This is a genomic window from bacterium (assembly GCA_016873475.1).
Taxonomy (GTDB): domain Bacteria; phylum Krumholzibacteriota; class Krumholzibacteriia; order JACNKJ01; family JACNKJ01; genus VGXI01.
Window position 1 is genome coordinate 1 of the sequence record VGXI01000199.1, and the last position, 5504, is coordinate 5504.

Genomic DNA, 5504 nt, shown 5'->3' on the forward strand with positions numbered 1-5504 from the left:
CTCGAGACCGGCACGCGCAGCAGCCGACCGGCCTGCAGCAGGAGATGCCCGAGCCCCTGCCAGCTGCCGCTCTTCGCGGCCGCCGTGTGGGGTAAGAGCGCGCCGAACTGCCACTGGGCGAAGAGCAGCCAGGGCAGGGTGGGCAGCAGCGCGCCGGCGGCGAGCGGCAGGAAGCGCCGGCGCCAGCGGCGGCTGGCGAGGGCGAGCCCGAGCAGCAGGGCCGCGAACAGGTAGAACTCCGGGCGCAGCAGACAGGCGAGGCCGGCCAGGAGACCGACCGTGAAGACGCCCCCGCTGCGGTAGGGCGCGGCCGCCAACCGCTCGAAGACCAGGAGCAGGACGAGCACGGCGAGGCTGGTCTCCATGCCCGAGGCCGCCCAGCGCAGGAACCACACCTCCGTCGCGAAGAGCAGGGTGGCGGCCAGGCGCAGGTCCTCGCGGCGGATCGCGCGCGCGGCGAGCCGATAGAAGACGGGGATCGCGAGGAGCCCGGCGCCGATCGACAGCAGGCGCGCGGCGAGCAGGCCCGCCCCCTCCCCGCTCGCGAAGGGCGCGAGCAGGAGCACCCAGAGCGGGCTCGTGCTGCCATAGCTGGGCTCGCCCGCGTTGAAGACCCAGCCCTCGCCGAGCAGCAGGTGCTGCGCGTAGACGAGGTGGATGTAGGTGTCGTCGGTGACGTAGCCCCAGAGCGGCCACTGCGCGAGCAGGTAGACGAGGCCGATCGCGAGCAGGTAGCGGCGCGCGGTGCCGGCGGCGATGCTCATGGCCGTCCCCCCTCCGGACCCACGGCGCCCCCGCCGGCGCTCGCGCCGACGCACTCGGCGAAGAGCGCGGCCAGGGCGCGCGCCTGCTCGCGGCGGCTGAAGGCCGCCGGCGCCGGCCGCCGCGACCATCCGCCCGCGCGCAGCGCCTCCAGCGCCGCGGCCAGGGTCGCGCAGACGCTGGCCGCCTCGGGCCGGCAGACCCAGCCCAGCTCGTGCTCGGCGATGAGCTGCTCGACTTCGCCCGGCGGCGTGACGGCGAGGAGGGGCGGCCCGGCGGCGGCGTACTCGTAGAACTTGCCCGGCACGAGGTCCTTGTAGCGCGCGTCGTCGTGCTTGATCAAGAGCAGGAGATCGGCCGCCTGCTGGCGAGCCACGCTCTCGGCGTGCGAGACCGGGCCCGCGAAGCGCACGCAGTCGGCCAGACCCAGTGCCCGCGCGGCCGCCTCGTTGTCGCTCTCGCGCGGGCCGAGGAAGCAGAGTTCCAGGCGCTCGACCAGCTCGGGGCGCGCCGCGCGCAGGGCGGCGAGGCCGGCCAGGAAAGGCCCCGCCGATCGCGTCAGGCTGAGCTTGCCCGTGTGCAGGATGCGCAGCGGCGCGCCGGGGACACGGGGCGGCGCTGCGCGCGCCGGGTAGTCCGCCGGATCGAAGCCGTTGCGGATCAGGCGCGGCGGCCGCGCCGCCCGCTCCGCGTAGTGGGCGCGCCAGGCCTCGGTGACCGCCACCACCTGGGCGCGGGCGAGCACCGCCGCCTCCATCCGCGCGTGCCGCCAGCGGTGCCAGGCGGTCGGCGGCGTCTTCAGGTGGAGGCCGAACCAGGGGTCGCGGAAGTCCGCCACCCAGGGCAGGCCGCTGGCCGCGGCGAGGCGCTGCGCCACGCAGTGGCCGCTGTCCGGCGGACTCGAGGAGTAGACGAGCGCGATGTCCCCCGCCGCCAGGCGGCGGCGCCCCGCGCGCGTGGCCGGGCCGATCCAGCCGGCGTAGGCATCGGGCAGCAGGAGGAAGTCGCCCAGGCGCCGCAGCTGCCGGAAGCGGCGGCTCGAGCGCGCGCCGCCGGCGGCCGCGCCGCTCCCGCCGCGCAGGCGGCGCAGCAGGCTCTGGCCCGTCAGCCCCCCCACCGCGAGGCGCTCGAGCCCCGGCGGCAGCTCGGCGAGCAGGGATTCGTCCCGCACCCAGTAGTCCTCGGCCCGTCCGCATAGGACGACCGGCTCCCAGCCGAACTCGGGCAGGTAGCGCGCGAACTTGAGGCTCCTGAAGACGCCGCCGTCGCCCATCGGCGGGAAGAAATGGGCGACCATCAGGAAGCGCTTCATCGCCGCCCTCCCCCCCGCTGGGCGCGCTGGGCGCCATCGGCGCGCTCCCTGCGCGCGATGAGGTCGAGAAAGGCCGTGCGCAGACCGCCCATGTTCTCCTCCCAGATCGCCCGGGCGGCGATCGTCGCGCGGTTCGCGGCGCGGGCGGCCGCGCGCTGCTCGGCGCCCAGCGCGAGCGCGGCCGCGAGGGCGGCGCTCAGGGCCTGGGCGTCGCCGACGGGGAAGTACTGCGCCTGGGGCGGCTCGGCGATCCACTCGCGATTGGCGGGCAGATCGCTGAGCACGGGATAGGCGCCCAGGGCCATCGCCTCGAGCAGCGAGACGCTGGTGCTGTCCGAACGGCTGGCCGAGAGATAGATCTCCGCCTGCGCCAGCTCGGCGAGCAGGGCCGGCCGCGCCAGGCGACCGAGGAAGGCGATCCGCTCGCCCAGGCCCAGGGCCGCCGCTTCGCGCTCGAGCCGGGCGCGCTGGCTGCCGTCGCCGGCCAGGCGCAGGCGCCAGTCCGGGTTCGCCGCCAGCCAGCGCGCGCAGCCGCGCAGCACGGTGGGCAGGTCGTAGACGGCCTCGAGGTTGCGGTTGTGCAGGACGGTCCGCGCGCGCGGCGCCCCGAGCGCCGGCGCGGCCGCCGCGAAGCTCGCCCGGTCGATGCCCATCGGCGCGGTCAGCACCGGCAGGCCGGGACCCGCGAGCGCCTGGATCGCCTCGGTGAGCATCGCCGCGTCGCTCGTGATGCAGTCGGCGGCGCGCAGCACGCGCCGCGCGCGCCAGCGGTGCAGCGCGCTGCGCCGCGGATTGACGAGCACGTCGCTACCCCAGGTGGAGAGCGCCCAGGGCCGCGTGCCCAGCAGCCAGGCCAGCCAGCCGTAGTTCGGCAGGAAGTGCGCGTTGACGAGCTCGGGCACGAAGATGTCCAGGGCGCGCCGCGCCGCCGGCAGGGCCAGCGTGGTGGCGAGGGCGGCGGGCTTCAGGGCGGGCCCCAGGCGGCGTGCGGGCACTGGCTGTTCGACGATGGGCTCGAGGCTGAGCAGCAGCAGCTCGTCGCCCTGCTCGGCGAAGTAGCGCGCCCAGCGGCGCGTGTGCGGGCTGCGGCCGTCGCTGAGCAGGGCGAGTCTCATGCGCGCGCCTCCCCGCCGCCCAGCAGTCGGCCGGCGCCCCGGCGCAGGCGGCCCTGCGGCAGGCGGGCGAGCAGCCAGCCCTTCTCCTCGCCGGTGAGCAGGCCGTCCCCGCGCAGCACGAGCGCCGCGAGCAGGGCGAGCAGGGCGAGCCCGCTGACGAGGCCCGCGGTCGCGGGCGCGAGCCCCGTGCGGCCCGGCCAGGCGAAGGCGAGGGCGGCGCCGCCCAGGGCGGGCAGCAGCGACCAGAGCGTGCCGCGCAGCAGCTCGCCGGCGGCGCCGGCGAGCCAGCCCCGCCGCGCGGCGGCGAGCAGCACGACCAGGGCCTGCGCGAGCCCGCCCAGGAGCTGCGCGTAGCCGAGACCGGCCAGCCCCCAGCGGCCGATGAACCAGGGCAGGGCGCCGTAGTAGGCGAGCGCCCAGAGCAGGTTGCCCAGCAGCACGGCGCCCAGGCCGTCGAGGCCGCGCAGCGCTCCCTCGAGCGCGGCCACGAGACTGCCCAGGGGCAGGGTGAGCAGCAGGAGGCCGAGCAGGGGCAGGGCCATCAGGTAGCGCTCCGTCGACAGGAGCAGGATCAGCGGCCGCCCCGCGAGGAAGAGCGCCGCCGCCAGCCAGAGCGAGACGGCGAGCTGCCCCCGCACGAGCAGGCGCAGGCGCCGTGCGAGCTCCCGCTCGCGCCGCTCCTCGTAGAGCCGGCTCACCTCGGCCTGGAAGGAGAGCACCGGCGCGGCGAGGAAACGCTTGCTGACGCCGACCAGCCGCGCGGGCACGTGGAAGAGCGCGACCAGCTCGAGCGCGGCGACGAGGCCGACGACGTAGCGGTCCAGCTCGAAGTAGGCGATGCCCAGCCAGCGCAGGGGCAGGCTGTAGAGCCAGTAGTCGGCGAGCTGGCGGCGGGTGATGCGCAGCGGCGCCCCCGCTGCCTCCCGGCTCGCGGGCGGCAGCCAGAGCGGCAGCAGCGCGAGGAGCAGGACGGCGCGGCCCAGGAACCACCAGGCGAAGAGGCGCAGCGCGCCCGCGGCGTCGAGGCCGCCGCGCACGAGGTAGAGGTGCACGGTGAGCCCGGCGAGGGAGAGGAACTCGGCCACCGCCAGCGGCCCCATGCGCCGGACGCCCTGGTAGAGTCCCGCGGCCAGCTCGGCGAGGGCGAGGGCGAGGGCGAGCAGGATCGTCGCGCCGTAGAGACCGCCCTCGCCGGCAGCGGGCGCGAAGCGTCCCGCCAGCGGCGCCCAGAAGAGCCGCGCGAGCAGGGCAGTCAGCGCGAAGGCGGCCAGGCTGAGCGCCGTGACCAGAATCGCCACGCGCAGCAGGCGCGCGCGCTCGCCCCGCACTTCGAGCTGGGGCAGGAAGCGCTGCGCGAGCGAGGGCAGGCCGAGACCGCCGAGGGCGGCGAGCAGCACCGCGAAGCCGCGCAGGACGAGGAAGCGACTGAAGACCTCGGCGCCCAGGCTCACGGTGAAGAGCTTCATCTGCAGCAGCCCGAAGACGCTGCCCGCCAAGCCCTGGAGCAGCAGCCAGAGCGCGTTGCTGCCCGCGCGCGAGGCGGGCGTCTGGGCGGCGCCGCTCACGGTCGCCGCCTCGCGAGCAGCGCGGCAAGCGCTCCCTCGCGCCGCCAGAGCCCGTACTCGACGGGCCGGGCGCCGAAGGCGGCCTTGAAGGCGAAGAGCGGGTCCTTGCCGCCGCTGCCGCCGAAGTTGAAGCTCAGCTCGCCGTCCGCGCAGGCCTGCTCGAGGTTCAGCGCGTAGAGCAGCACGCTGGGCGCGAGCTCGCGGTGGGCCTTGCTCGCGCAGCCGTTCCAGGCGACGACCGCGCCGCCGAAGTGGAAGTTGAGGTGGCCGCCGATCAGGCGGCCCTGGTGGCGGGCCGTCCAGAAGCGCACGCGCTCGGCGTCGGCCGCGAGCTGCGTGAAGTGCGCGAGCGGCGTCGGCCGCGCGAGGCCCCAGCTCGCCGCGTGCTCGAGGTAGATGCGGTGGTAGGCGGCCAGGTCCTGCGGCTCCGCGCTGCGCGCGACCACGACTCCCTCGCGCAGGGCCTTGTGCACCTGGCGCCGCCGCTCCTTGGCGAAACCGGCGCCGAAGACCTGCTCCCAGCCGGGCCTGAGGTCGAGGATCTGCGTCGCGAGCCGCGCGGGCGCGGCGGCCGGCCCCGCGGGCTCGGCGAGCGAGGGCGGCGTGACGAGGCTCAGGCGCTGTCGTCGCCCGCCGCTCGTGCCGAGGAAGCGCGCGACGAGCGCCGGCCCCAGCGCGGGGTCGGCATCCGGCGCGAGCGCGGGCCCGCCGTAGGTGCCGAAGGGCAGGCTCTGCCGGTGGACGAATCCG

The 5504-nt window shown here is 76.5% G+C and carries 4 protein-coding genes; all 4 read right to left on the bottom strand.

All coding sequences use genetic code 11. The features are described from left to right. On the bottom strand, window positions 1-893 hold an 893-nt coding region (locus tag FJ251_12985), incomplete at its 3' end, for a hypothetical protein (GenBank protein ID MBM4118623.1). Continuing rightward, complete coding sequence (locus tag FJ251_12990) at window positions 761-2074, bottom strand: glycosyltransferase family 4 protein (GenBank protein MBM4118624.1); 1314 nt, start codon at window positions 2072-2074, stop codon at window positions 761-763. The genes FJ251_12985 and FJ251_12990, both read right to left, overlap by 133 nt. Then, a complete protein-coding gene (locus FJ251_12995; protein MBM4118625.1) occupies window positions 2071-3189 on the bottom strand; it encodes a glycosyltransferase family 4 protein in 1119 nt (372 codons plus the stop codon). The genes FJ251_12990 and FJ251_12995 overlap by 4 nt, the downstream gene beginning before the upstream one ends. After that, on the bottom strand, window positions 3186-5504 hold a 2319-nt coding region (locus FJ251_13000; GenBank protein ID MBM4118626.1), incomplete at its 5' end, for a hypothetical protein. The genes FJ251_13000 and FJ251_12995, both read right to left, overlap by 4 nt.